Raw genomic sequence first — 26,857 nt, 5'->3', positions numbered from 1 at the left:
CGTCATCTGATCTCCTGTTCGGCAGCCACACTGGCCACCTTCAGGCAGAAACTCCACTTAAACGCTCTGTCCAAAATCCCCGAGCCACCTCTATAGACTGCTTCTATGGCTTCGAGTGTCAGCAGATTTCTTGTTGCCTCGAGTTCCTTATCGAGCTTTGCCTGATATGCTTCGACCAAAATAGGGTCGTCCGCATTCTCCTGGATGCAGCGTTTGCATCGGTCCACCTTGGAGAGTCCAAATGCTGTTCCAGCAACGCCCTTCTGGGTCAGTGGCGTTTCCCCGCCCCCCGGAGGGCGTCCGAGCCGCAGTTGGTAGTTAGGAAAGTTTGAGCCGCTACCCGTTCTTGGACCACCTGGCTGGGCATCATCCAGCTTCTGCCGACCAGGGCGGGCCATGTGCCGCTGGCCGGTTTACCAGCGATATCGGCACCTTGTTGCCGATCGCGCTATGTGGTCGCACCTCGTTATAGTCTCTGCGCCAAGCCGCGCATTTTCCGACCGCGTCGTCGAGGCTCATGAACCAGTGCTGGTTCAGGCATTCCGCCCGGAACTTGCCGTTGAACGATTCGATGAAGGCGTTGTCAGTCGGTTTGCCGGGCCGACTGAAGTCGAGGATCACGCCACGTGTGTAGGCCCACAGGTCAAGATCGCGGGAGACGAACTCGCTGCCTTGGTCGACCCGGATCGACGCCGGATATCCAACCTCGACACAGACACGGTCCAGCACCTCGATCACATCAGGCGCGCGGAAGCTGAACCGCGGCACGACCGCCGGCGAGAACCGGCTGAACGTGTCAATCACCGTCAGGATGCGCAGCTTCGATCCCGTGGCCAACTGGTCATGGACGAAGTCCATGGCCCACACTTCGTTCGAACACGACGCCGCGCAGCGGCCTTCTCTCAGCTTGGCTTTCACCCGCCGCTTCGGCGGCTTTTGGCGCAACTGAAGCCCCATCTCCTTGTAAAGCCGATAGATACGCTTCGCATTCACGTCCCAGCCCTCCCGCCGGAGCAACACATGAATACGCCGATAGCCGTAACGCACCCGCGTCTCGGCGATCTCACGCATCCGCTTCTTCAGGTCGGCCTGATCAGCACGGCAACCACGATAGTGGTAGCTCGATCGCTCCGCCCGAAGCACACTGCACGCCCGTCTGATGCTGACCTGCCATGTGTTGCGAACGGCATCGACGAGTTCGCGCCGCCGATCAGGCCTCAGAGCTTTCGCGAGACGACATCCTGCAACATCGCCTTATCCAGGCTCAGATCGGCGACCAGCCGCTTCAGCTTCCCGTTCTCATCCTCAAGCTGGCGCAGTCGTCGCATCTCCGACGGCATCAGCCCCGCATACTTCTTCCGCCACGCGTAGAACGTCGCCTCGCTGATCCCGGTCTTGCGGCACACCTCGCCGATCGTCGTGCCGTCCTCGGCCTGCTTCAACACGAACGCGATCTGCGCCTCGCTGTATTTTGATCTCTTCATCACTCGCTCCGCTTCCTGACCCTCCATCATAACTGGAATTTTCCAGCTCAAAATGGTCCAGGAAACGGGCAGCAGGTCACGCTTGGCGAGATAACGGCACCCGATGCGGCCGGCGCATCTTCATCTTTTCTGCCGGTAGTGACCAGACCGATGCACCAGTATCGAATTCCGACCACTCCGCCCGACGCAACTCGCCGGGCCGAACAAAGAGATGCGGCGACAAGCGCAACGCCAGCGCCGTGATCTCATGACCAGTATACCCCTCGATCGCGCGCATCAGCGCTCCCGCTTCCTTGGGCGTGGTGATCGCAGCCAGATGTTGCACCTTCGGCGTTATGAGCGCTCCACGCAAATCGGCCGCCACATCGCGGTCAGTACGAGCGGTCGCAATCCCGTATCGAAACACCCGGCTCAGCACACTGCGCATCCTTCTCGCGCTTTCATAACGGCCGGTTGCCTCGACCTTGCGCAGGACTGCCAACACCTCTCTGCGGCGAAATTTGCGTAATCGGCAGGTTACCGATCATCAGATAAGCCATGCCTAGCAGCCAGCGTATCTTGTCGAGAGTGATCGGCGCGCGCCCTTCGCGCTCGTTCTTGGAAACCCATTCCTCTGCAATGGTCTTGAAGGTGTTGTCGGCGGCGACCTTGCGGGCAAGATTCGCGATCCGCTTTTCCGCAGAGGGGTCGAGCCCGGCTGCGATTTTCTTTCGCGCCGCGTCTCGGAGTTCTCGCGCCAGAGCGAGCCCCACGTCGGGCCAGATCCCGAAATAAAGCGTCTTCTGACGGCCAGCGTACCGGTAATTCATCCGCCAGAGTTTCGTGCCGTTCGTTTGCACGACGAGGTAAAGCCCCTCTGAGTCGGCAAGCTTGTATGCTTGCTCCCGAGGCTTGGCGTTGGTGATCTGGATGTGATTCAGTGCCATGATGGTGCCAGCTCCAAAGGGCTCGCCGGCACCATCAAAAACACCATCATTTTGATGGTGCTGCCGATGGATTCGGGTGGATGAGCCCGGATTCCGATCGGCGATTTTCGCTGAAGAAATGCTGGAAAACCAGCCGCTTGCTGGACGTTTCCGGACGTTGCCGGAAAGGTCTCTGGTGCCCAGAAGAGGACTCGAACCTCCACGACCTTGCGATCGCCAGCACCTGAAGCTGGTGCGTCTACCAATTCCGCCATCTGGGCACGGGGTAGGCGGGGGGCTCTAGGGGAGCGGTGGCGGGCTTGTCAACATGGCTCCTGATGCGGCAGGGAGATTGCTGGACATAACACGTTTTCGAGCAGGATTTTCAGGCATGAACGGCAAACTGGTGACGCTGATCGGCGGCGGTGGATTCCTCGGGCGATATGTCGCGCAGGAATTGCTTGCCGGCGGCGCGCGGGTGCGGATCGCACAGCGCGACCCGCGTCAGGCATTGTTCCTGCGGCCCCTCGGCGGCCTTGGCCAGACGCAGTTCGCTGCGGTCGATGTGACCAGCGCGGAGAGCGTTGCGCGCGCGGTGCAGGGGTCAGGCGCGGTAGTCAATCTGGTCGGCGTGCTCGCGGGCGATTTCCAGGCCATCCAGGCCGATGGCGCGCGTAACGTGGCGAAGGCCGCGACCGCGGCCGGCGCGCGCGCGCTGGTGCATGTCTCGGCGATCGGCGCGAATCCCGAATCGCCCGCCGCCTATGGTCGAACCAAAGGCGAAGGCGAAACGGCAGTACGCGAAGCATTTCCGGCCGCCACGATCCTGCGCCCGTCGCTGATGTTCGGGCGCGAGGATCAGTTCGTCAATCGCTTTGCCGGGATGATCGCGAGCGCACCGGTCGTGCCGGTGCTGCGCGCGGCGGTGAAGTTCCAGCCGGTCCATGTCGTCGATGTGGCACGGGCGGTGGTTTGCGCGCTGGACGATGCGGCCCGGTTTGGCGGCAAGACCTTCGAGCTTGGCGGACCCGATGTGATGACGATGGGTGAGCTGATCCGCTGGATCGCCGGGGCGATCGGGCGCGATCCGGCGATCGTCGAATTGCCGGACATTGCCGGTGCGGCGATCGCAGCGCTGGGATTCCTGCCCGGTATGCCGATCACCCGCGACCAATGGATGATGCTGCAGCGGGACAATGTCGTCGCGGACGGCGCGGGCGGACTGGCTTCATTCGGCATTACGCCGACACCGCTCGCGGCAGTCGCGCCGGCATGGCTGGTCCGGTTTCGCCGCCAGGGGCGGTTCGGCGTACGCGGGATTTCGGCTTCCGAAGCGAGCTGAGATTCAGCACCGTCGGTTCCGGCGAGCCGTTCCAATCCCGGCGGACGGAAGATTCCAAAGGCCATAGCGCTCGACTCGTCGCCGCGCCGCCCTGCCGCAAGGGTTTCTCGACTTCACTCGAAACGAACGGCTAAGGGGCTCCGTGCCGGCTGGCCAGGCCGGATAGCGGCACGATCCGCATAGGGCCATATTGGGGGTGTACGCGTGACTGACCTGTTGATCATCATCCTGCTCGGTATCGTCGAGGGCGTGACGGAATTCCTTCCCGTGTCGTCAACCGGGCATCTAGTCCTGGCCGGCGCGCTGCTCGGCCTGCCCCAGGCCGATGCGACCTTCGACATCGTGATTCAGCTTGGCGCGATTCTCGCGGTGATCGTGCTGTTCTGGGGCCGGTTCATGGGCGTGGCGGGGGGGCTGCTGGCGCGCGATCCGGCCGCGATACGCTTCACGCGCAACGTGCTGCTCGGCTTTCTGCCCTCGGCGATCGTCGGCGTCATTGCGATCAAGGCGATCAAGGCGGTGCTCGAGGCGCCGGTGATCGCGCCGGTCGTCGTGTCGATTGCGCTGATCGTCGGTGGCGTGCTGATCCTGGTGATCGAGCGGCTGTCCAAGACCGTAACGACGCGGTCGGTGGAGGAGATGACGTGGCGCACCGCGCTCGCAATCGGTGTCGTGCAATGCATCTCGATGATACCGGGGGTGAGCCGGTCGGGCGCGACGATCATGGGGGCGCTGACTCTGGGCGTCGATCGCGAGACGGCGGCGGAATATAGCTTCTTCCTCGCGGTACCGACGATGATGGGGGCAACCGCGCTGGCCTTGTGGGACGGACGTCATGAGTTGGGCAATGCCCATCTGACCGAAATCGCGATTGGTTTCATCGTGTCGTTCCTGGTCGCGCTGGTGGTGATTCGCTGGTTCGTGACCTTTGTCGGCAAGCATGGTTTTGCGCCGTTTGCCTGGTACCGGATTATTGTTGGAACGATCGGCTTGATCTGGCTGCTTTCCGTATAAGGCCGCATCGGCCATTTTAATCAGAGACGAAGCGTCCGGATATAGCGGTAAAAGACAAGTCAGGTCTTTTTAGGTAAGCATTGCTTATCTAAATGGCGATTTGGCCGTGACTCCCTGAGTTGTCGGCGCTATGGCACCCGCGTTGAACGTGAGGGGCCGATGACCGAATCCATGTTGAAGTTCGTGGGAACGCCACAAGCTTTTCCCGGCAAGCGCGCGCCCAAGCTGCGCGCGGAGGATTTTCGCGAGATCGCCGATCGCTATGCACCGCCCGCCGCCGAGGATCAGGCCGGGCGCTGCTCACAATGCGGCGTTCCTTATTGTTCGGTACATTGCCCGCTGCACAACCATATCCCCGACTGGCTGCGCCTGACCGCCGAAGGGCGGCTGCGCGAAGCTTACGAGCTGAGCAATTCGACCTCGACCATGCCCGAGATCTGCGGCCGCATCTGTCCGCAGGACCGGCTGTGCGAAGGCAATTGCGTGATCGAATTCTCCGGCCATGGCGCGGTGACGATCGGGTCGGTCGAAAAGTTCATCACCGATACCGCCTGGGAAGAAGGTTGGGTCGAACCGCTTGTCGTCGGGGCGCCGCGCGGGCAGTCGATCGGGATCATCGGCGCGGGACCGGCCGGTCTCAGCGCGGCGGAATATCTGCGCGGGTACGGTTACGATGTGCACGTCTATGACCGGTACGATCGCGCTGGCGGACTGCTGACCTATGGCATTCCCGGCTTCAAGCTGGAAAAGCATGTCGTCACGCGGCGCGTCGATCGGCTGAAAGAAGGCGGGATCGTCTTCCACGACAATTTCGAGGTCGGCCGCGACGCGAGCATGGCCGAACTGCGCCAGCGCCATGACAGCGTATTGATCGCGACCGGCGTTTATCAACCGCGCGCGATCAAGGCGCCAGGGGTCGGCAGCACGGGGGTGGTCGATGCGCTCGACTTCCTCACAGCATCGAACCGCAAGGGTTTTGGCGATGCGGTGCCGGCGTTCGACGATGGCAGCCTGGATGCCGCGGGCAAGCATGTCGTGGTGATCGGCGGCGGCGACACGGCAATGGATTGCGTCCGCACCGCAGTCCGTCAGGGCGCGGCATCGGTAAAGTGCCTCTATCGCCGCGACCGCGCCAACATGCCCGGCTCGCAGCGCGAGGTCGCCAATGCGGAAGAAGAGGGTGTCGAATTCGTGTGGCTGTCCGCCCCCGAAGCGTTCCTCTCCGGCGGTGCCATGGAAAATGGGGTCACCGGCGTGAAAGCCAGCCGTATGCGGCTCGGCGCACCCGATGCAAGTGGCCGGCGTGCGCCGGAGATCGATCCGGAGGGTGGTTTTGACGTGCCCGCCGACCTGGTGATCAAGGCGTTGGGCTTCGATGCCGAGGACTTGCCGCATTTGTTCGGCGCACCCGAACTCGGCGTGACGCGCTGGGGCACTGTTCTGGTCGATAACAAGACGCTGATGACCAGCCTCGACGGCGTGTTCGCAGCCGGCGACATCGTGCGCGGCGCAAGCCTGGTGGTGTGGGCGATCCGCGACGGGCGCGATGTTTCGGTCGCGATGCATAAATGGCTGAAGGCGAAGGCGACGAATGTGAAGGTGGCGGCTTGATCAGCCTGATGCTCCTAACCGCACTGCAGTCGGCGACGCCGATCCCGACTCCTTCGGCGAAGATACCCTCGGCCGAGCGCCACAGCCCGGTCACTGCGACCGAGCGGGCCAAAGGCATCGAGATTGCCCGATTGCTCAACAGCGAAACCATGACACTGCGGCAGGTCACTACCGCGCTGGACCGCGACCTGCCTCGGCAAGTCGCGAAAGACCCAAATTTTCAGCTGGCCGAAGAGGCCTATTCGGGCATTAGCAAGGTCATCATCGACGCGATGCGCCCGGTGATTCTACAATATACGACCGCAAAACTGCCTGACATGTGGGAGAAGCTGGGCGGTCTCTACGCTGACGCGCTGACCGAAGGCGAGATGACCGTCGCCCTAGCTTTCTACCGCTCACAAACCGGCGTTTGGCTGATCGAACAGGTCATTGCCGGAACCGATATGAGCGACATGTTTCGGAAAACCCTGGCCAATCCCGACCGCGAAATGACGGCAGCGGATTTAAAAGGCGCGACGACCGACAAGGCGTTGCCTGGTGTGATGAAGACAATGACGCCTGCACGCAGCCGGGACATCATGGGATTTGTCCTTTCTCCGGCCGGGCGCAAGATCCGGCTGTTACAGCCCTCATTGCTGAAGGCCGCTGTTGATTGGGGCAATCAACCCGATCCAGCTGTGGAGAAACAGTTACAGACCGTGGTGGAAGCGGCGATGGACGCGTTTATCGCCAACTCCGAAGCCTCGGGTCCGAAGACATGAGCCCGGAACGGAGACGCGACTGTCCCACCCGCACGCACACGAGCAAATTCTTGCTGCCAGCGCCACGGAAGGCGAAGACATGACTCTCGAAACCGAACGCGAACGCCTTGCCCGTGATGGCATGTACCGCCCCGAATTCGAGGGCGATGCCTGTGGCGTGGGCCTGGTCGCGGCGACCGATGGCAGCGCGTCGCGGCGCGTGGTGCAGTCGGCGATCGATGCGCTGAAGGCGGTATGGCACCGCGGTGCGGTCGATGCCGATGGCAAGACCGGCGATGGCGCGGGCCTGCATGTTGATCTGCCGCTCAAATTCTTCGACGACGCGGTGGTCGCGTCCGGGCACAAGGTGCAGCCGAACCGCCTCGCGGTCGGCATGATCTTCCTGCCGCGCACCGATCTCGGCGCGCAGGAAGCGTGCCGCACGATCGTCGAGAGCGTGATCATCGAGGAAGGCTATTCGATCTATGGCTGGCGCCAGGTGCCGGTCGACGTCTCGGTGATCGGGCAAAAAGCGCAGGCGACGCGGCCCGAGATCGAGCAGATCATGATCTCCGGCCCGCTACCGGATGAGGCGAATGCGGCGGAATTCGAGAAGAACCTCTATCTCGTGCGGCGGCGGATCGAGAAGCGCGTCATCGCGGCGCAGATCCAGGGCTTCTATATCTGTTCGCTGTCGTGTCGTTCGATCATCTACAAGGGCCTGTTCCTCGCGGAATCGCTGTCGGTCTTCTATCCCGACCTGCAGGACCAGCGTTTCGAGAGCCGGGTCGCGATTTTCCATCAGCGTTATTCGACCAACACCTTTCCGCAATGGTGGCTGGCGCAGCCGTTCCGTTGTCTCGCACATAATGGTGAGATCAACACCATCCGAGGCAACAAGAACTGGATGCTGAGCCACGAGATCCGCATGGCGAGCCTGGCGTTCGGCGACAATTCGGAGGACATCAAACCGGTTATCCCGGCAGGTGCGTCGGATACCGCCGCGCTCGATGCGGTGTTCGAGGCGATCTGCCGTTCGGGGCGCGACGCACCGACGGCGAAGCTGATGCTCGTGCCCGAGGCGTGGCTGGGCAAGGACGAGATGCCCAAGGCGCATCTTGACATGTATAAATATCTCGGCAGTGTGATGGAGCCGTGGGACGGCCCCGCCGCGCTCGCCATGACCGATGGCCGCTGGGCGGTCGCGGGCATGGACCGCAACGCGCTGCGACCGCTGCGCTACACGCGCACGTCCGACGGGCTGCTGATCGTCGGCTCCGAAAGCGGCATGGTCCTGGTCCCTGAATCGACGATCATCGAAAAGGGCCGGCTCGGGCCGGGGCAAATGATCGCGATCGACCTCGACAAGGGCGAGCTGCTCAAGGACCGCGAGGTCAAGGACCGGCTTGCGGCCGAGGCCGATTACGGGGCGATGATCGGCAATTTCACCGCGATCGACGACCTGCCCGCTCCGCCCGCCGACGCGACGGTGCGCTTCGGCCGCGCCGAGTTGACCCGCCGCCAGGTCGCGGCCGGCCAGACATTGGAGGATATGGAGCTGATCCTGTCGCCGATGGTGGAAGGCGCGAAGGAAGCGATCGGCTCGATGGGCGACGATACGCCGCTCGCCGTCATTTCCGACAAACCACGGCTGATCAGCCAGTTCTTCCGGCAGAATTTCAGCCAGGTGACCAACCCGCCGATCGACAGCTTGCGCGAGCGCCACGTGATGTCGCTCAAGACGCGCTTCGGCAATCTCGCCAACATCCTCGACACCGAGGATCGCCGCGACGGCGTGCTGGTGCTCGAATCGCCGGTACTGACCGGTGCCGACTGGGCGCGGCTGAAGGCCTATTTCGGGTCGGCGGTTGCCGAGATCGACTGCACCTTCGAATCCGGCGGCAAGCCAGAGGATCTGCGCGCGGCGATCGCGCGTATTCGCGCCGAGGCCGAACAAGCGGTCCGTGAAGGCAAGAGCGAACTGTTCCTGTCAGACTTGAACATCGGCCCGGACCGCGTCGGCATTGCCGGCGTACTGGCGGCGGCGGCGGTGCACACGCATCTCGTGCGCAAGGGCCTGCGCTCCTATGCCAGCGTCAACATCCAGACCGCCGAATGCCTCGACACGCATTATTATGCGGTGCTGATCGGCGTCGGCGCGACCACCGTGCATGCCTATCTGACCGAGGCGTCGATCGTCGACCGGCACGAACGCGGCTTGTTCGGCGATCTGACTCTGGACGATTGCCTTCAGCGTCACCGCAAGGCGATCGACGAGGGTCTGCTCAAGATCATGTCGAAGATGGGGATCGCGGTGATCTCCAGCTATCGCGGCGGTTATAATTTTGAAGCGGTCGGCCTCAGTCGTGCACTGGTCAACGACCTGTTCCCCGGCATGCCGGCGAAGATTTCTGGCGAAGGCTATGCGTCCTTGTTCGTAAACGCGGCGGAGCGGCATGAGGCTGCATTCGATCCCGCCATCGCGACGCTGCCGATCGGCGGCTTTTATCGCCAGCGCCACACCGGCGAGGCGCATGCCTATTCGGCACAGCTGATGCATTTGCTGCAAAGCGCGGTCGGCAACGACAGCTATTCGACCTATCTGCAATTCTCGCGCGGGGTGGAGGCGCTGCCGCCGATCTACCTGCGCGACCTGTTGCAGTTCAATTTTCCCGATGAGGGCGTCGCGGTCGATCAGGTTGAGGCAATCACCGAGATCCGCAAGCGCTTTGTCACCCCGGGCATGAGCCTGGGCGCGCTTGGGCCGGAAGCGCATGAGACGCTGGCGATCGCGATGAACCGCATTGGTGCCAAGGCGGTGTCGGGCGAGGGCGGCGAGGACAGGGTGCGCTACACGCCATACGCCAATGGCGACAACGCCAATTCGGGCGTCAAGCAGATCGCCTCGGGCCGGTTCGGCGTGACGGCCGAATATCTCGGCGCGTGCGAGGAGATCGAGATCAAGGTCGCGCAAGGGGCCAAACCCGGCGAAGGTGGGCAGTTGCCCGGCTTCAAGGTGACCGAATTCATCGCGAAACTGCGTCATGCGACACCCGGCGTGACACTGATCTCGCCACCGCCGCATCACGACATCTATTCGATCGAGGATCTGGCGCAGCTGATCTACGATCTGAAGCAAATCAATCCGCGTGCCCGCGTTTGCGTGAAGCTCGTCTCGTCGGCGGGCATCGGCACAGTCGCGGCGGGAGTGGCCAAGGCGCATGCCGACGTCATCCTGGTTTCGGGCCATGTCGGCGGCACCGGCGCGTCGCCACAGACCAGCATCAAATATGCCGGCACGCCGTGGGAAATGGGCCTGTCGGAGGTCAACCAGACGTTGACGCTCAATGGTCTGCGCGGGCGGATCAAGCTGCGCACCGATGGCGGGTTGAAGACCGGGCGCGACGTGGTGATCGCCGCGATCCTGGGCGCCGAGGAATTCGGCATCGGCACGCTCAGTCTGGTCGCGATGGGCTGCATCATGGTGCGGCAATGCCATTCCAACACCTGCCCGGTCGGGGTGTGCACGCAGAATGACGCGTTGCGCGCGAAATTCACCGGCACGCCGGAAAAGGTCATCAATTTGATGACCTTCATCGCCGAGGAAGTGCGCGACATCCTTGCCCGGCTCGGGTTCAAGAGCCTCGACGAAGTGATCGGGCGCACCGAACTTCTGCGGCAGATCAGCCGTGGCGCCGAGCATCTTGACGATCTCGATCTCAACCCGATCCTCGCCAAGGTCGATGCGCCCGACGACCAGCGTCGCTTCTCGCTGACCAGCTTCCGTAACGAAGTGCCCGACAGCCTCGACGCGCAGATGATCAAGGATGCGGCGGCGGTCTTCTCACGCGGCGAGAAGATGCAGCTGACCTATTCGGTGCGCAACACGCACCGCGCGGTCGGCACGCGGCTGTCGAGCGAGATCACCGCGAAGTTCGGCATGTCGACGCTGGCGGACGGGCATGTTCACGTTCGTCTGCGCGGATCGGCCGGCCAATCGCTCGGCGCGTTCCTGTGCAAGGGCGTGACGCTGGAAGTGTTCGGCGACGCCAATGACTATGTCGGCAAAGGCCTGTCGGGCGGCAAGATCGTCGTGCGGCCGGTGGTCAGCTCACCGCTGGTCAGCCAGCAGAACACGATCATCGGCAACACCGTGCTGTACGGTGCGACCTCGGGCAGCCTGCTCGCGGCGGGACAGGCCGGCGAACGTTTCGCAGTGCGCAATTCGGGCGCGACCGTGGTGGTCGAAGGCTGCGGCGCCAATGGCTGCGAATATATGACCGGCGGCGTGGCGGTGGTGCTCGGCGCGGTCGGCACCAATTTCGGCGCCGGCATGACCGGCGGCATGGCCTTCATCTATGACGAGGACGGCAGCTTCGCGCGTCGCGCCAATCCGGAAAGCATCACTTGGCAACGACTGTCGTCGATGCATTGGGAATCGGTGCTGCTCAACCTGGTCCGTGCGCATCATGCCGCCACCGACTCCAAATGGTCGGGCAGCCTGCTCGACGATTGGGGCCGCATGGTCGATCGCTTCTGGCAGGTCGTGCCGAAGGAAATGTTGACCCGGCTGAGCCATCCACTCGACGACAGCGTGGAGATGGTCGCCGCGGAGTAGTACCAAAGCTCGACCGTAACCCCGGCAAAAGGCCGGGATGACGGTCGGAGCAAGGCTATTGCAAATCCTATCATCGCCCCAGCGGCAACACCGCTCAATCGCGGCGCGGAATGAAGAAGGTCGATCCAGTCCGCGTTGGCGGAACCGGCATAAAGAGCAGAACACAGAACAGCACCACCAAGATGCCGTTCACCACCGGATCGTCGATCAGGCGTCGCCGGACCGCCCGCGGGCGCTCTGCCACTTCTGCCAGCAATTCAAACGCTTCGTCCAGCGCATCGGAATGAACGCGAATCTGTATTCCGCCCAGCGCCACCATCCAGGTCGGCATGGCCGATGCATGCCCCTGTCCCACGGCATAGGCCGGAATATCATAGAAGGAGAACATCGACAGCATCACCGCCGTTTCAGGCTGATTATAGGTGATTGCCACAGTCCGGTATGAATCGTCGTCCATCACGCCTTCCCCCGCTCGCCCAGTCGATCTAACACGACCCTTATGTGGCAGCTTTACCAATTTCCCCTGTGTCCCTTTTCGCGCAAGGTCCGACTCCTGCTCGGCGAAAAAAGCGTAGGTTACGACCTCGTACGCGAATCGCCATGGGAGCGGCGCGACGAATTCCTCGACATGAACCCGGCCGGCCAAGTGCCGGTAATGACCGATCCGTCGCGTAAAATCCTGCTGATGGATTCGATGGCGATCTGCGAATATCTCGAGGAGACGGTCGAGAAATCGGCGATGATCAACGGCACGGCGGTCAATCGCGCCGAAATCCGTCGGCTGGTCGCGTGGTTCGACACGCAATTCTTCGCGGATATCACCGCACCTCTGCTCCACGAACGCATGGTCAAGCGGCTGGTGACCAAGGAATCTCCTGATTCGAAAGTGCTGCGCGAGGCGATGAAGGCGGCGGTGCGCCATCTGGATTATACCGATTACCAGCTCGATCATCACAACTGGATGGCGGGATCGACGATGAGCCTCGCCGATCTGGCGGCGGCGGCACAGATTTCGGTGACCGACTATCTCGGCGGGATCGACTGGAAGAACCATGAACAGACCGCGAAATGGTATCGCGGACTGAAGAGCCGTCCGAGCTTCCGTCCGTTGCTGTCGGAGCGGATGGAGGGGATCACGCCGCCGAAACATTATGACGATGTGGATTTCGATCTCTGATGCATGCGACCCACGATCCTGGCGCCGATGCAGCACCGACGATCGGTTTCGACGACTTCCTCGCCGTCGACATCCGCGTCGGCACGATCGTCGAGGCGCTGCCCTTCCCCAACGCGCGCAAGCCGGCTTATCGGCTGACGATCGATTTCGGACCGGTGATCGGGATCAAGCGATCCTCGGCGCAGATCACCGAACATTATACGCTTGCCGACCTGCCCGGTCGACAAGTCGCGGCGGTGGTCAATTTCCCGCCGCGCCAGATCGGCCCGATGATGTCGGAGGTGCTCACGCTCGGCTTTCCCGATGCCGAGGGCAAGGTCGTGCTGGTGACGCCGAGCGTTGTGGTGCCGAATGGCGGGCGGCTCTTCTAACCTTATCCGCATCGGGACGGCGGGTTGGTCGATCCCGAAAGCCGTAGCCGAAAGATTCCCCGGCAGCGGCAGCCATCTCCAACGCTATGCCGCGCAATTGAATGCCGTGGAGATCAACTCCAGCTTCTATCGGCCCCATCGCCGCACCACCTATGAGCGCTGGGCGGCGAGCGTGCCGGCTGACTTCCGCTTCGCGGTCAAACTGCCCAAGGCGATCACGCACGAACGACGCCTGGCGGAAAGCGCCGATCTGCTCGCGCGTTTCGCCGATGAGGTCGCTGGACTGGGCGGCAAGCGCGGACCGGTTCTGGCGCAATTGCCGCCGAGCTTGATTTTCGACGCGGCGGGAGCCGAAACATTCTTTCGGCAGCTCATAGCCATCGTCGGGGGGCCGCTTGCATGCGAGCCACGCCACCCGAGCTGGTTCCAGACCAGTGCCGATAGCTTGCTCATCGCGCACAAGGTCGCACGCGTCGCCGCCGACCCGGCCAAGATTCCGCAAGCGGCGCTACCCGGCGGCTGGCGCGGCTTATGCTATACCCGCCTACACGGTTCGCCGCGGGTCTACTGGTCGAGCTATGATGACGCGATGATCCAAGGCCATGCTCGGGCGGCGCAGACCGCGGGCGTGGAAAGCTGGACGGTTTACGACAACACCGCGAGCGGTGCCGCGATCGCCAATGCGATCGACCTGCACGATCGGGTCTGACACAGGCAGTACCCGCCAACCAACCCCGCTAGCCTGCCAGGCTCCGCGATGCCTGTTCGAACATGTCCTTCGACAGGCCCGGTGTCGCAACGATCCGCTCCAGTTCCGCGCGCATCATGGCCGCGCGGTCTTCGTCGAAACGACGCCAGCGACCGAGCGGCGGGATCAGTTTCGCCGCAGTCTGCGGATTGAGCTTGTCGAGCGCGATCAACTGGTCGGCGACGAAGCGATAGCCCTCACCCGAGACCTGGTTGAAGGCGCGCTGGTTGACGCTGAACGCCCCGACCAACGCGCGCGCGCGGTTGGGATTGGCCAGCGTGAAATCGCGGTGGCGTGCCAGGTCGGCGACCATCGCCGGCGTGTCGTCGCGCGCGGACAGCGCCTGAGTCGAGAACCATTTGTCGAGCACCAGCGCATTGTCGCTATAGCGATTGTAGAAGATATCGAGCGCCGCGACCCGTTCCGGCGCGTTGCCGCTGACCAAAGTGGTCAGCGCGCCTTGCCGATCGGTCATATTGTCCGCCGTCTCGAACTGGCGGAATGCAAGCGCCGCCGCGTCGTCCGCGCCGCTCGCCGCGATATACCCGAGCGCGACGGTCTTGAGACGCCTTTGCCCCTTCGCCTCGGGCGAATATTCGAACTTCGCCGCGCGCGCGCCTTCATAAGCGGCACGCCATTGCGGCTCGAGCGCGCGCGCGAGATCGCGACGCAGCGCCTCGCGTGCACGAAAGATCGCCTCGGGGTCGACCTGCGCCATCTGGTCGCCGATAAAACTGTCCGAGGGCAATAACACCGCTTCGGCGATAAAAGCCGAATCGAGCTGCGAATCCTGCAACGTGTTGGCGACCGCCGCGATCACGGCGGTGTGATCCGCGCGACCATGCGCCGTTCCCTCGACCAGCGTGTCGAGCATCAATTGCTGCATCGCTTCGTAACGCGCGAACGGATCATCGTCATGCGCCGAGAGAAACGCGAGATCGGCCGCCGAACGATCGGTCTCGACAATTACCGGCGCGGAAAAGCCGCGATTGATCGACAGTACCGGACGCTCGGTTACGGTCTCGAAGCTGATCTGTTCCTCCGCGTCGGACAACAGGATCAGTTGTTCCGGTCCGATCGGCCGTGCGGTCTCGGCGCCGAACAGCTTGAGCTTGAGCGGCAGGACCATCGGCGCCTTGTCCGGCTGGCCGGGCGTCGGCGGCATGCGCTGCGCGAGCTTCAATACGGCGCGTCCGCTGCCGGGTTCATGGCTGAGCGAAGCCGAAACGCGTGGCGTGCCGGCTTGCGAATACCATAGGCGGAACTGGGCGAGGTCAATGCCACCACCCTCCTCCATGCACGCGACGAAATCCTCGCAGGTCGCCGCAGTGCCGTCGAAGCGATCGAAATAAAGGTCGGTCGCGGCGCGGAATTTCTTTGGGCCGAGCATCGTCGCCATCATGCGGATGACCTCGGCGCCCTTGTTGTAGATCGTCGCGGTGTAGAAATTCGAGATTTCGAGATAGGCGTCGGGGCGGATCGGATGCGCCAGCGGCCCCGAATCCTCCGGAAATTGTGCCGCGCGAAGCCCGCGCACATCCTCGATCCGCTTGACCGCCGCCGATCCCTGATCGGCCGAAAAGCTCTGGTCGCGGAAGACCGTGAAGCCTTCCTTCAGCGACAGCTGGAACCAGTCGCGGCACGTGACCCGGTTGCCCGACCAGTTGTGAAAATATTCATGCGCGACGACCGCGGCGATCGCGTCGAAATCATAATCGGTCGCGGTCTCCGCATCGGCCAGGATGTAGCGCGAGTTGAAGATGTTGAGCCCCTTATTCTCCATCGCGCCGAAGTTGAAATCGTCGATCGCGACGATGTTGAACACGTCCAGGTCGTATTCCCGGCCATAGACATCCTCGTCCCATTTCATCGATGTCTTGAGCGCATGAATCGCATGCGCGGTCTTGGGCAGGTCGGCGGGACGCACCCAGATGCCGAGCGCGACTTCGCGGCCGGAGCGGGTGACGAAGGTCGCGCGATTGGCGACCAGATCGCCCGCGACCATCGCGAACAGATAACAGGGCTTGGGATAGGGGTCGTGCCACTCAGCCCAATGTCGTCCATCGCCAAGGTCGCCCGCACCGACCGGGTCGCCATTGGCGAGCAGCACCGGGAAGCGCGTCTTGTCCGCCGCCATGCGCACCTTATAACGGGTCAGCACATCGGGACGGTCGGGGAAGAAGGTGATACGGCGGAACCCTTCGGCCTCGCACTGCGTGCACAGATTGCCGCCCGAGGCGTAGAGCCCCATCAATTGCGTGTTACGGTCGGGTGCGATCTCGACCTCGGTCTCGACGACATGTTCCGAACCCGACAGCTCGATGATCAGCGCATCGTCTTCGATCCGCCAATTATTGACCGCGACGCCGTCGACCTTGACCGACAACGGCGACTGCCCCGCACCATCGAGCACCAACGGCCGGTCATGCGCACTAGTCCGCACCACGGTAAGCGTTGCATGCACGCGGGTTGCGCCGGGGTCGAGATCGAGGTCGAGCGCGATCTCCGGGACCTGCCAGTCAGGCGGGCGATAATCCTCACGACGGGTGATAGCGGGATGGGCGGTGGCGGTCTGAACATCTAACATCGCGACCGATCTACAGGAGCAAACAACGGCTAAGCCACCGAAATCTCACACCGGCGCAGGATCGGACGCAAATTGCGACGCTTGCGCGGTGGTACAGCAGTGCTACCCCGCCGACACTCAGCTAATCGAAAAGGGTCCGGGATGTTTCGAGTTATCGGCACGGCAGCTTTTGTCGGCCTTGCGGGCGCAGCGATGGCCCAGACGACACCCCCCGTTGCTCCGGTGCCCGCTCCCGTCACCAAACCGGCTCCGGCGGCGATCAATGCGATCGTCAATGCGGTCCTGCCCGACGATCAGGCGGCGATGAAGGCGCATGTCATTTTCCTTGCCTCCGATGCGATGCGCGGGCGCGAAGCGGGCAGCCCCGAATTCGACATCGCCGCGCAATATGTCGCGGCGCAATTCTATGCCGCTGGCCTGCGTCCCGCGGGCGAGCAGGGCGGCTATATCCAGAAGGTGCCGCTGACCAGCTACAAGGCTGCGGACAAGGGCAATTTCGTGCTGACCCGTCCCGGCCAGCCGCCTTTGGCGCTGGTGTTCGGCGAGGATTATGCGCCCGGCGCCAACCCCGGCAAACGCGAGACCGCGATCGACGCGCCGGTGGTGTTCGTCGGTTACGGCATTGTCGCCCCACATGTGAAGCGCGACGATTATGCCGGGGTCGATGTGCGGGGCAAGATCGTCGCCTATTTCGGCGGCGCACCGAACAGCCTGCAGAGCGAGGAACGCGCGCATTTCTCCAGCCCCGCCACCAAGGCGGTGATCGCGGCGGACCATGGCGCAGTCGGCACGATCACGCTCGACCGGCCCGACGCGTTGCGCGCGCGGACCTTCGCCACCCAGGTCCGCGAATGGGATGATGCACGCACCACCTGGGCCAATCCCGACGGGACCGGCAACATCGAGGGCGCTCCCCGCCTAGGCACACTCAGCAGTGTCGGTGCCGCCCGCCTGTTCGAGAGCGCCAAGGCCAAATGGGAGGATGTCCTCAAACAGTCGGGCAATAGCGAGACGAAGTTCAAGGCGCTGGAATTGCCCGGTACGCTTACGGTCGCCCTGAAGACCAGCTTCGAGCCGGCGACCAGCGCCAATGTCGCCGGGATATTCCCAGGCAGCGACCCGAGAGTCGGCAGCGAGGTCGTCATCCTGTCCGCGCATCTCGACCATCTCGGTGTGGGTAAACCCGATGCGACCGGCGACACGATCTATAACGGCGCGGAAGACAACGCGATCGGTATCGCCTCGCTGATTGAGGAGGCGAAGCGCTTTAAGGCAAGCGGCAAGCCGCCGCGCCGCACGGTCATGTTCCTCGCCGTCACCGCCGAGGAGAAGGGGCTGGTCGGATCGAACTATTTTTCCACCCACCCGACCGTACCGATCGAGCGCATCGTGGCCGATGTCAATCTCGACATGCCGGTGATCAGCTATCGCTTCCAGGACGTGATCGCGTTCGGTGCCGACCGCTCTTCGCTTGGGCCGATCGTCAGCCGGGCGGTCGGCACGATGGGCGTGACGATGTCCGCCGATCCGATGCCCGAAGAGGCGTTCTTCGTGCGATCGGATCACTATAATTTCGTTCGGCGCGGCATTCCCTCGGTCTTCCTGTGGCCCGGCCAGGGCGGGCCGGGTAAAGCGGGGTTCCGGGATTTTTACAGCAAGCGCTATCATGAGCCATCGGACGATCTCAGCCAGCCGCTCGACTGGGCGCAGGGCATCCGTTTCGTCGACGCGAACTACGCGATCGCGCGCGAGATCGCCGATGGCGACGACCGCCCGCGCTGGAACAAGGGCGATTTCTTCGGCCTGCTCTACCGGGGGTACGGCGCGAGATAGTGGCGGTTTTCGTGCCGATATCGCTCATTCTACATATGTCACTCCGGTCATGGTCCGGAGTCCACATCGGATAAATTGGGGGCAGATATGCGCAAATCGATGATCTGGGGCGGCGGCGCACTGGCGGCCGCCTTGCTGCCGGCCATGGCTCATGCGGCCAGTCCAACCTTCGATGTCGAACAGGCGACACGCGCCTATCTCGACCTGCTGCAGGGTCCGGCACGCGCCAAGTCGGACGCTTATTTCGAGGGCGGCTACTGGCTCACATTATGGGGTACGCTCGCCTCGGTCGTCACCTATCTGATCATGTTGGCCACCGGCATGGCGGCACGTTTCCGCGATATGACCGAACGGCTGGTCAAACGGCGCTGGCTGCAGCCCGCGATATTCGCCGTGCCCTTCACCATCGCCGCCGCGCTGATCATCCTGCCCTGGACGATCTACACCGGCTTCTTCCGCGAGAAACAATATGGCCTGATGAACCAGGGCTTCGGCGCCTGGCTCAGCGAGCAATCGATCGGCCTGGGTGTCGGCATTATCGTCAACATGATCCTGTTCGCGGTGATCTTCGCGGTGATCCGGCGCTTCCCGCGGCGCTGGTGGCTGTTCGGCGCGGCGGCGATGACTGGTTTCGTGCTGATCGCGGCGCTGCTCGCGCCGCTGTTCATCATGCCGCTGTTCAACAAATATACCGAGATGCCGGCGGGTCCGCTGCGCGACCGCATCGTCGCGGTCGCCGCCGCCAATCATATCCCGGCCGACCATATCTATGTTTCCGACGCATCGAAGCAGAGCAAGCGCATCTCGGCCAATGTCTCCGGCCTGGGGCCGACGATCCGCATCACGCTCAACGACAATCTGCTCAACCGCACCGGGCCGGACGAGGTCGTCGCGGTAATGGGCCATGAGATGGGACATTATGTGCTCAATCACGTGCAGAAGGCGATCCTGGTCTTTGCCGTGATCTTCCTCATCGTCTTCTTCCTGATCGCACGGATCGCGCCGGCGCTGATTGCGTGTAACCCGCGCTGGGGCGTGCGCGACGTCGCCGATCCGGCGGCGGCGGCGATCTACATGCTGCTCGCCTCGGTCGCCGGGCTGGTCCTGACGCCGGTGCAGAATACGCTGGTCCGCGTGCAGGAGAGCGAGGCCGATGTCTTCGGCCTGAACGCCGCGCGCGAACCGGATGGCTTCGCCAAGGTCGCGATGCGCCTGTCGGAATATCGCAAGATCGAACCGGGTCCGACCGAGGAAGCGCTGTTCTTCGACCATCCGTCGGGCGCAACGCGGGTGCGCATGTCGATGCAGTGGAAGAAGGACCATGTGCCCGGCGCGACGATGATCAAGCCGGACGTGAAGTTCGATCGATAGATGCCGTCGCTGCTCGTCTTCGGCCTTGGTTATACCTCGGGCCGGCTGGCCGCGCGGCTGCGGGGCGAAGGATGGCGGGTGACCGGCACCAGCCGTGACGGACGCGACGGCACGATCGCCTTTGCCGACCGCGATCGGGTGCTGCCGGAGATTGCGGCGGCGAGCCATATCCTGTCGTCGGTGCCGCCCGAGGACGAGGCCGATCCGGTGCTGGCGCTTTATGGAGGTGAGCTGGCGGCATCGTCCGCGTGGCTCGGCTATCTTTCGTCGACCGGCGTTTATGGCGATGCCGGTGGTGGCTGGGTCGATGAAGGCGCGCCGATCACCGGGAGGCGCGCCGCACGCGCGATCGCCGATGGCGCGTGGCTGACATCAGGGGCGCGAGTCTTTCGCCTGCCCGGCATCTATGGCCCGGGCCGGTCGGCGCTCGACCGCGTGATGCAGCGCCGCGCGCACCGCGTCGATCTGCCGACCCAGGTGTTCAGCCGGGTTCATGTCGATGACATTGTCGGCGGCGTGATCGCCGCGCTCGACGCGCCGCCGGGCGCCTATAACCTTGCCGACGATGCGCCGTGCGGGCAGAATGAGGTGATCGAGTTCGCCAGCCGGTTGCTCGGTCGCTTTGCCCCGCCGTTCGTCGATCTCGCCACCTTGTCGCCGATGGCGCGCGCATTCTATGCAGAGAACCGGCGCGTCGCGAACGGCAAGGCGAAACGGGTGCTGGGCTGGCGCCCGGCCTATCCCGATTACCGATTCGGCCTGCGCGCCTTGAGCGCGATGACCAGCCCGATCATTGCCAGCACCGCGCCCGCTCCGGCGAGCAGCGACCAGCGATAACCCTCGAAGATGGTCGATAACAGCATGGCGATGACCGGCACGATCACGCCCGAATAGGCCGCCTTGGCCGGGCCGATGATGCGGAGAACGCCGAAATAGAGCGTGAAGGCGACGGCCGAAGCGATCACCCCAAGATAGAGCACACCGATCAGATAGGCCGGGCGCAGCTCGATCACCGGCGGTCCGGTCAGGCACCAGGCGAGCGTCGCGTCGAACCCCGCGCCGATCAGCATGCCGATACCGAGCATCACCGCCATCGGATAGCGTTTGGCCGTCCCGGTGCCCTGCATGATGTTGGCGGTGGAGGCCGACATCACCCCGGCCAGCGTGAAGCCGATGCCCGCCATCGCCATGTGCAGCCCACCCGCGCTGGTCCGCGCCTCATGGACGAAGAGCAAGGCGACCCCGGCCATCGCCACCGCCGATCCGACGAGCAACTGTCGTCCGAGCCGCTGGCCGAGGAAGATTCGCCCGAGCACCGCATTGGGCACGAGCAGCAGTGCGAAGATCACCGCGACCAGCCCCGAGGTGATGTAACCTTCCGCGCGGTAGACGAAATTGAAGTTGAGGCAGAACTGGAACAGCGCGAGCCCCGCCGCGAACGCCCAGCCGCGTGCGTCGAGCGCAATCCGCTCACGCCGGATCGTTGCGTAGATCAGCATCGCGACGCCGCCGACCAGAAAGCGGTAAGCGACCGACCAGCTTGGCGGCACCACGCCCAACTGGTCCTTGATGACCAGCCAGGTCGACCCCCAGATCAAGGTGACGATCGCAAACGGAATCAGCACCGCGAGACGCGTGGATTGCGGTGGTGGCGCGCCCGTATCGGCCCCGGTATCGCTCATTTCCGTTCGGCCAGCTTGCGTTCCCAAGCCACCGCATCGCCGACGATCGTGTCGAGATCGTCACGCTGCGGCGTCCAGTCGAGCGTCGCCAGGATCGCGCTGTTGTCGGCGATCAGCGCTGCCGGGTCGCCCGCGCGGCGCCCCTCGAACCGGCGCTCGATCGTGCGATTGGTCACCCGGTCGACCGCGTCGAGCACCTGAGTGACCGAAAAGCCCCGGCCATAACCGGCATTGAGAATGTGGCTCTTCGACGGGTCGGCGATCAGCAGGTCGAGCGCCGCGACATGCGCCGCGGCCAGGTCGCTGACATGGATATAGTCGCGCACCCCGGTGCCGTCGGGCGTACCGAAATCGCTGCCGAAGATCGCCACGGAGTCGCGCTTGCCCGTCGCCGCCTCGACCGCGACCTTGATCAGGTGAGTCGCGCCGGCGGTCGATTGCCCGGTGCGCCCCTGCGGATCCGCGCCGGCGACGTTGAAATAGCGCAGCGCGGCATAGTTGATCGGGTGCGCTGCCGCGACATCGCGCAACATCGCTTCGGTCATCAGCTTCGACATGCCGTAAGGATTGATCGGTACAGTCGGGCTGCCCTCGGTGACTTTCTCGGTGGCCGGCGTGCCATAGGTCGCGGCGGTCGATGAGAAAATGAAGTGCGGCACGCCCTCGGCCACCGCGCTTTCGAGCAATGCGCGGCTCGCGACCGTGTTGTTGCGATAATATTTGAGCGGATCGCTGACCGATTCGGGCACCACCACCGACCCTGCGAAATGCATGATCGCCTTGGCGTGATGATCGCGGATCGTTGCGCGCACGCGGGCGTCATCCTCGATATTCGTCTCGATCAGCGTCGCGCGCGGATCGACCGCCCAGGCGAAGCCGGTGACGAGATTGTCGACGACCACGACCCGATAGCCAGCATCGAGCAAGGCAAGCACCGCGTGGCTTCCGATATAACCCGCCCCGCCCGTTACCAGCACCGTCATGTCGCGCATGTTCTTGACCTCGATCAGTTCCGTTCCGCGCTTCGCCTATCAGCGCGGATTGTCTCGCGCCACCGCGATCCTATCTAAAGAGCTGTTTGGAAATGCACCTGGCGCATTTCGGCGGTGCCAGCCCGCTCCCCGCCCGGCCACCCACAGCATATCCTGGATGGGTGGCCGGGCGAGGAGCGGGCCGCCACCGCCTGCAAAACCAAGGAGGAGCTTATCATGGCAAGCGAAGTCGCGACGCTGGCGGGCGGATGTTTCTGGTGCACCGAAGCGGTGTTCAACGATGTGATCGGCGTCGAAAAGGTCGAGAGTGGTTATATCGGCGGGACAGTGCCCGACCCGACCTATCGCCAGGTGTGCGGCGGCGACACCGGCCATGCCGAGGCGATCCGCGTGACCTTCGACACCGATAAGCTGAGCTATGGCGACCTGCTCGACATGTTCTTCGCGACACATGATCCGACGCAGCTCAACCGCCAGGGCAATGATGTCGGCACGCAGTACCGCTCGGCGATCTTCCCGCACTCGCCGGAACAGGAGACCGAGGCACGCGCCGCGATGGCGCGCGCCGCGACCGAAGTGAGCGGCCCGATCGTCACGACGATCGAACCCTTGTCGGACTGGTATCCGGCGGAAGATTATCACCAGGAATATTGGCAGGGCGAAGGGCAACGCAACCCCTACTGCCAGGCCGTGATCCCCCCAAAACTGAAGAAACTCAGGAAGAGCTTCGCTGCAAGGTCAAAGGCGACCGAAGCAGCTTAGCCCCGCTTAAGCCCCTCCCTTGAAAGGGAGGGGCTTTTTACGTCCTCAAAGCGCTTCGCCCTCGATCGGCGGCTTGACCTTCGCGTCCGCCCCGATCGCCTTATAGGCCAGCCCGCCGAGTATCCCGCCGACGATCGGCGCGACCCAGAACCATACCAGTTGCGTTAACGCCCAGCCCCCGACGATCAGCGCCGGTCCGGTGCTGCGCGCCGGATTCACCGATGTGTTGGTGATTGGAATGCTGATCAGATGGATCAGGGTCAGCGCAAGGCCGATCGCGATCGGCGCGAAGCCGGCCGGCGCGCGCGTATCGGTCGAGCCCATGATCACCAGCAGGAAGAAGAAAGTCAGCACGACCTCGACGATCAGCCCAGCCTGCAGCGAATAATGACCGGGCGAGTGCCCATCCACGCCACTACCGACACCATTGGCGGCAAGGCCGTTGGCGGCGAGAGAATAATCGGGATTGCCGGTGGCGATCACATACAACAGACCCGCCGCGACGATCGCGCCGAGCACCTGCGCGATGACGTAAAGCGGGATGTCCTTGGCCGAGAAACGCCCGCCCGCCCACAGGCCGATGGTCACGGCCGGGTTGAGGTGGCAGCCCGAGATATGGCCGATCGAATAGGCCATGGTCAGCACGGTCAGGCCGAAGGCGAGCGAAACGCCCGCCAGGCCGATGCCGACCTCGGGAAAGGCCGCAGCGAACACCGCGCTGCCGCAGCCGCCAAAGACGAGCCAGAATGTACCGAGGAACTCCGCGAGTCCGCGTTGCGTGTTGGTCATGTCGTCCTCCCTGTCGATCTTAATCGGGGGAAGATGACTTATCGTTGCGCTGTCGTAAAGACATCAGTCGCGATGCGCGGCACGACGCAGGCGATCGTTGATCGCCAGCCCGAGACCGTGATGCGGGATCGGCGCAATAGCGATGCGCGGGCGATCATTCGCATCGGCGCGGTGGAGCAGGTCGAACAGGCGCGCGGCCGCCTCGGTGAGGTCGCCGGTCGATGACAGGGTTTCGTTACCCGCGACCGGGCCGAAGCCGATCAGCCATTCGTCGTCGCTTGCGCAGATTGCATCGATGCGAAGTGGCTTTGCGGGGGCGTAGTGGCTTTCAAGCTGGCCGGGCGCTGTAACAAAACCCTTCCCCGGCGCAGGCCGGGTCCCAGTTACGCCGTCCATCGATACTGGGCCCCGGCCTGCACCGGGGAAGCGCTTGTCGATATGATCGTCGGTAATCGGCCCCGGGCGAAGGATCTTCAGCCCGCCGGCAGTCGATACGATCGTGGATTCCAGCCCGGCCTCGGTCGCGCCGTCGTCGATCACCAGCGGGATACGCCCGCCGAGGCTCGCCACGACATGCGCCGCTCGCGTCGGGCTGATGCCGCCACTCGCATTGGCCGATGGCGCGGCGAGCGGCTTGCCCGTCGCCGCCAGCAACGCGCGCATCGCACGGTGCGCTGGCACGCGAATCGCGATCGTGGTCAGATCAGCGGTGACCAGGGAAGCGACCGCCGCGCCCTCGGCCAGCGGCAAGACCAATGTCAGCGGTCCCGGCCAGAACGCCCCGGCCAGCCCGAGCGCCAGATCGTCAAAGTCCGCCAATTCCCGCGCCGCCGCCAGATCAAGGACATGGACGATCAGCGGATTGAAGCTCGGCCGGCCCTTGGCGGCATAGATAGCAGCGACCGCCGATGCATTGGTCGCATCGGCGGCAAGGCCGTAAACCGTCTCGGTCGGCACGGCGACGACCCCGCCCGCCGCGATCACCGCGGCGGCCTGTACGATCGCATCCGCGCCATAGCGCAGGATGTGAGTCGTCATTGGGGTTGGAACGGCCATCGGGCGCGCTATAGCCGCGCAAAGCCTGCGCGATAAGAGGACTTGCCCCGTGTTCACGCCACCCACCGCCGACCAGCGCTTCGTGCTCGATCATATCGTCGGGATCGGCGACCTTGCGGAGAACGAACGCTTTGCCGCCGCGTCGTCCGACGTGGTCGACGCGGTGCTTGAGGGCGTCGGGCAATTGGCCGAAGGCGAATGGGCGCCGCTTAACCGCGCCAGCGACACTGTCGGTGCGAAATGGACGGCTGAGGGCGTGGTGATGCCCGACGGTTTCGTGAAGGCCTATCATGATTATGTCGAGGGCGGCTGGGGCACGATCGGCGTCGCGGAAGAGTTTGGCGGCCAGGGCCTGCCCTTCGCGATCCAGACCGCAGTGCTCGACACGCTCGGTGCCGCGAATATGAGCTTCGCGCTCGCCCCGACCCTGACGGTCGGCGCGATCGAGGCGTTGGCGCATCACGGCAGCCCGGAACAACAAGCGCTCTATTTGCCGCACCTCGCCACCGGCGAATGGACCGGCACGATGAACCTGACCGAGCCACAGGCCGGATCCGATGTCGGCGCACTACGCAGCAGCGCCAAGCCGCTCGGCGACGGCAAATGGTCGATCAAGGGCACCAAGATCTTCATCTCGTTCGGCGACCACGACATGGCGCCCAACATCGTCCATCTCGTCCTCGCGCGCACCCCCGATGCACCGGCGGGGACCAAGGGCATCTCGCTGTTTCTGGTGCCGAAGTATCGGCTCCGCGAAGACGGCACACCGGGCGACTTCAACGATGTCCGCGTGGTCTCGATCGAACACAAGATGGGCCTGCACGGTTCACCGACCTGCGTGCTGAGCTTTGGCGACAATGACGATTGCATCGGCGAACTGATCGGCGGCGAATATGGCGGCATCCGCGCGATGTTCACGATGATGAACAATGCTCGACTGAATGTCGGCCTGCAGGGCGTGCAGATCGCCGAACGCGCGACCCAGGCCGCGGTCGGCTATGCCCGCGAGCGCATCCAGTCGGCGCGCGCCGGCTCCTCCAGCCGCGAATCGGTCGCGATCATCGAGCATCCCGATGTCCGCCGTATGCTGCTGCGCATGAAGGCACAGACTCAGGCGGCGCGCGCGCTTGTCTATCTCGCCGCCGCGCAGGTCGACCGCGCGGCGCTCGGCGAAGCGGGCGCGCAGGACCGGCTCGAGATCCTCACGCCGCTGGCCAAGGCCCATGGCACCGATATCGGCTGCGAAGTCAGCTCGATCGGCATCCAGGTCCATGGCGGCATGGGTTATATCGAGGAGACCGGCGCAGCGCAGTATTTCCGCGAAGCGCGCATCACGCCGATCTATGAAGGCACCAACGGCATCCAGGCCGCCGATCTGGTCGGGCGCAAGCTCTCCCTCGACAATGGCGGTGTGTTCGCGCGACTGATCGCCGACATGCGCGCCGAAGCGGAAGATCAGGGGCTGATCACGCTGATCGATACCTGCGACGAGATCGGCCGCGGCCTGATGGCGCTCGACGCCGACGACAAGCTGGCGGCGAGCTATCCCTTCCTGACCATGCTCTCGACCGCGGTGTGCGGCTGGCTGATGGAACGTCAGGGCCGGATCGCCGCCTCGGCAGAAGGCGACCCTGCCTTTCTGGCGATGAAGACAGCGGCGGCGCGCTTCTATGTCGCACAGATCGTGCCCGAAGCGATGGGGCTGAAGGCGGCGGCGACGGCGAAGGCGGATGTCTTGTATTCGATCCCGGCGGAGATTTTTACGGCCTAGCGTT

22 protein-coding genes and 1 tRNA gene are annotated in these 26,857 nt (G+C 63.8%); 13 read left to right on the top strand and 10 right to left on the bottom strand.

Going from position 1 to position 26,857, the window contains the following annotated elements:
- Positions 1–366: 366 nt before the first annotated feature.
- From ACVWZA_RS19470 to ACVWZA_RS19455, 4 genes are all read right to left on the bottom strand, one after another.
- Positions 367–1,484, bottom strand: a protein-coding gene (locus tag ACVWZA_RS19470) for an IS3 family transposase (protein WP_457313032.1) whose coding sequence is annotated in 2 segments (ribosomal slippage) — positions 367–1,223 and positions 1,223–1,484 — 1,119 coding nt in all. Because the reading frame shifts where the segments join, the coding sequence is not laid out codon by codon here.
- A gap of 76 nt (positions 1,485–1,560) precedes the next feature.
- Positions 1,561–1,968, bottom strand: coding sequence for a tyrosine-type recombinase/integrase (locus ACVWZA_RS19465; protein ID WP_457313027.1), 408 nt, complete (start codon positions 1,966–1,968; stop codon positions 1,561–1,563).
- Positions 1,925–2,410: a tyrosine-type recombinase/integrase gene (locus ACVWZA_RS19460; RefSeq protein ID WP_457313026.1), complete on the bottom strand. Its 486-nt coding sequence runs from the start codon at positions 2,408–2,410 to the stop codon at positions 1,925–1,927. The genes ACVWZA_RS19465 and ACVWZA_RS19460 overlap by 44 nt, the downstream gene beginning before the upstream one ends.
- A 173-nt stretch (positions 2,411–2,583) precedes the next feature.
- Positions 2,584–2,670, bottom strand: a tRNA-Leu gene (locus ACVWZA_RS19455).
- 110 nt (positions 2,671–2,780) lie between these two features.
- Between ACVWZA_RS19455 and ACVWZA_RS19450 the strand changes: the two genes are divergently transcribed.
- The 5 genes from ACVWZA_RS19450 (at position 2,781) to gltB (ending at position 11,714) form a co-directional block, all read left to right on the top strand.
- A complete protein-coding gene (locus tag ACVWZA_RS19450) occupies positions 2,781–3,731 on the top strand; it encodes a complex I NDUFA9 subunit family protein (protein WP_457313025.1) in 951 nt (316 codons plus the stop codon).
- A gap of 204 nt (positions 3,732–3,935) precedes the next feature.
- On the top strand, positions 3,936–4,745 hold the full coding sequence (locus ACVWZA_RS19445; RefSeq protein ID WP_457313023.1) for an undecaprenyl-diphosphate phosphatase: 810 nt from the start codon (positions 3,936–3,938) through the stop codon (positions 4,743–4,745).
- Positions 4,746–4,904: 159 nt separating this feature from the next.
- Positions 4,905–6,356, top strand: coding sequence for an NAD(P)-dependent oxidoreductase (locus ACVWZA_RS19440; protein WP_457313021.1), 1,452 nt, complete (start codon positions 4,905–4,907; stop codon positions 6,354–6,356).
- Positions 6,314–7,117 carry a hypothetical protein gene (locus ACVWZA_RS19435; RefSeq protein WP_457313020.1) on the top strand — a complete coding sequence of 268 codons (804 nt, stop codon included), beginning with the start codon at positions 6,314–6,316 and terminating at the stop codon, positions 7,115–7,117. Before ACVWZA_RS19440 ends, ACVWZA_RS19435 begins: the two co-directional genes overlap by 43 nt.
- 79 nt (positions 7,118–7,196) lie before the next feature.
- Positions 7,197–11,714 carry a glutamate synthase large subunit gene (gene gltB, locus ACVWZA_RS19430; protein WP_457313019.1) on the top strand — a complete coding sequence of 1,506 codons (4,518 nt, stop codon included), beginning with the start codon at positions 7,197–7,199 and terminating at the stop codon, positions 11,712–11,714.
- A gap of 94 nt (positions 11,715–11,808) precedes the next feature.
- Here gltB and ACVWZA_RS19425 read toward each other — a convergent pair whose 3' ends face one another.
- Positions 11,809–12,171 carry a hypothetical protein gene (locus tag ACVWZA_RS19425; protein ID WP_457313018.1) on the bottom strand — a complete coding sequence of 121 codons (363 nt, stop codon included), beginning with the start codon at positions 12,169–12,171 and terminating at the stop codon, positions 11,809–11,811.
- 42 nt (positions 12,172–12,213) lie between these two features.
- On the opposite strand from ACVWZA_RS19425, the gene ACVWZA_RS19420 reads away from it, so the two are divergent.
- The 3 genes from ACVWZA_RS19420 to ACVWZA_RS19410 are packed head-to-tail and all read left to right on the top strand — an operon-like array spanning position 12,214 to position 13,971.
- Complete coding sequence (locus ACVWZA_RS19420; protein WP_457313017.1) at positions 12,214–12,891, top strand: glutathione S-transferase family protein; 678 nt, start codon at positions 12,214–12,216, stop codon at positions 12,889–12,891.
- A complete protein-coding gene (locus ACVWZA_RS19415; RefSeq protein WP_457313016.1) occupies positions 12,891–13,262 on the top strand; it encodes a tRNA-binding protein in 372 nt (123 codons plus the stop codon). The genes ACVWZA_RS19420 and ACVWZA_RS19415 overlap by 1 nt, the downstream gene beginning before the upstream one ends.
- A complete protein-coding gene (locus tag ACVWZA_RS19410) occupies positions 13,243–13,971 on the top strand; it encodes a DUF72 domain-containing protein (protein WP_457313015.1) in 729 nt (242 codons plus the stop codon). Before ACVWZA_RS19415 ends, ACVWZA_RS19410 begins: the two co-directional genes overlap by 20 nt.
- A 28-nt stretch (positions 13,972–13,999) precedes the next feature.
- Here the strand turns inward: ACVWZA_RS19410 and pepN are convergent, their stop codons facing one another.
- Positions 14,000–16,597 (bottom strand): aminopeptidase N, encoded by a 2,598-nt coding sequence (gene pepN, locus ACVWZA_RS19405; RefSeq protein ID WP_457313014.1) that lies wholly within the window; start codon positions 16,595–16,597, stop codon positions 14,000–14,002.
- A 141-nt stretch (positions 16,598–16,738) separates the two neighbouring features.
- Here pepN and ACVWZA_RS19400 point away from each other — a divergent pair, with 141 nt between their 5' ends.
- The 3 genes from ACVWZA_RS19400 to ACVWZA_RS19390 all read left to right on the top strand — a co-directional run bounded on the left by ACVWZA_RS19400 (position 16,739) and on the right by ACVWZA_RS19390 (position 20,638).
- On the top strand, positions 16,739–18,430 hold the full coding sequence (locus tag ACVWZA_RS19400; RefSeq protein ID WP_457313013.1) for a M28 family metallopeptidase: 1,692 nt from the start codon (positions 16,739–16,741) through the stop codon (positions 18,428–18,430).
- Positions 18,431–18,517: 87 nt separating this feature from the next.
- Positions 18,518–19,801, top strand: a complete 1,284-nt coding sequence (locus ACVWZA_RS19395) for a M48 family metallopeptidase (RefSeq protein WP_457313012.1) — start codon at positions 18,518–18,520, stop codon at positions 19,799–19,801.
- Entirely contained in the window at positions 19,802–20,638 is an 837-nt protein-coding gene (locus ACVWZA_RS19390; protein ID WP_457313011.1) for an NAD(P)-dependent oxidoreductase, read from the top strand.
- On the opposite strand, the gene ACVWZA_RS19385 is transcribed toward ACVWZA_RS19390, so the two are convergent.
- Together ACVWZA_RS19385 and galE are read right to left on the bottom strand one after the other, a co-directional pair.
- Positions 20,548–21,483: a DMT family transporter gene (locus ACVWZA_RS19385; RefSeq protein WP_457313010.1), complete on the bottom strand. Its 936-nt coding sequence runs from the start codon at positions 21,481–21,483 to the stop codon at positions 20,548–20,550. The two genes, ACVWZA_RS19390 and ACVWZA_RS19385, sit on opposite strands and share 91 nt — an antisense overlap.
- Positions 21,480–22,475: a UDP-glucose 4-epimerase GalE gene (galE, locus tag ACVWZA_RS19380; RefSeq protein WP_457313009.1), complete on the bottom strand. Its 996-nt coding sequence runs from the start codon at positions 22,473–22,475 to the stop codon at positions 21,480–21,482. Before galE ends, ACVWZA_RS19385 begins: the two co-directional genes overlap by 4 nt.
- 216 nt (positions 22,476–22,691) lie before the next feature.
- Between galE and msrA the strand changes: the two genes are divergently transcribed.
- A complete protein-coding gene (gene msrA / locus ACVWZA_RS19375) occupies positions 22,692–23,237 on the top strand; it encodes a peptide-methionine (S)-S-oxide reductase MsrA (protein WP_457313008.1) in 546 nt (181 codons plus the stop codon).
- 45 nt (positions 23,238–23,282) lie between these two features.
- On the opposite strand, the gene aqpZ is transcribed toward msrA, so the two are convergent.
- Positions 23,283–24,026 (bottom strand): aquaporin Z, encoded by a 744-nt coding sequence (gene aqpZ, locus ACVWZA_RS19370; protein ID WP_457313007.1) that lies wholly within the window; start codon positions 24,024–24,026, stop codon positions 23,283–23,285.
- A 63-nt stretch (positions 24,027–24,089) separates the two neighbouring features.
- A complete protein-coding gene (locus ACVWZA_RS19365; RefSeq protein WP_457313006.1) occupies positions 24,090–25,082 on the bottom strand; it encodes an L-threonylcarbamoyladenylate synthase in 993 nt (330 codons plus the stop codon).
- Between the two features lie 49 nt (positions 25,083–25,131).
- On the opposite strand from ACVWZA_RS19365, the gene ACVWZA_RS19360 reads away from it, so the two are divergent.
- Complete coding sequence (locus tag ACVWZA_RS19360) at positions 25,132–26,853, top strand: acyl-CoA dehydrogenase (protein WP_457313005.1); 1,722 nt, start codon at positions 25,132–25,134, stop codon at positions 26,851–26,853.
- Positions 26,854–26,857 lie beyond the last annotated feature (4 nt).

The organism is Sphingomonas sp. UYAg733 (assembly GCF_054057355.1).
Note: the sequence above shows the minus strand (reverse complement) of the source record. Positions and strands in the feature narration are given on the sequence as shown.